1 protein-coding gene is annotated in these 379 nt (G+C 43.0%); it reads right to left on the reverse strand.

Annotated features, from left to right (window positions below):
• Positions 1–31: 31 nt before the first annotated feature.
• A partial coding sequence (locus EVJ23_RS15130) for a ProQ/FINO family protein (RefSeq protein WP_131470828.1) occupies positions 32–379 on the reverse strand: 348 nt, incomplete at its 5' end.

Here is a 379-nt window from a genome sequence, read left to right on the forward strand (position 1 = left end):
GGTTATCGTCAACATCCGTTTGAGTGACCTCTCAAACTATCTGACCCTCTTTGTCATAACGAAACGCGCCTAACTGAATAAGCCAACGATAACTGGTATGGTAGCCTATACTCCCTAAACAGGCTCTCAAACGCTTTCTCGCTATCGGTAATGACTTTTCCTTCACCTCTAGCCACATATCTTGCAGTATACCAATTTTCATTGGGCACAACTTGCCATCATGGAAAAGATAAGGCCAAAAAGTGCGGATTTGTGAAATTGCTTCATGTAACGGTAATCGCTTTTTAGGCGGTGTGGACAGTTTTGGAATTTTAACCTTCACTTCCTGTTTAGGTTTAACAACCGGTTTCTTGGGCTGCTGTTTTGCTACCTTTTGGGG

It is taken from the genome of Exiguobacterium sp. SH1S1, from assembly GCF_004337245.1.
Taxonomy (GTDB): Bacteria; Bacillota; Bacilli; order Exiguobacteriales; family Exiguobacteriaceae; genus Exiguobacterium; species Exiguobacterium aurantiacum_A.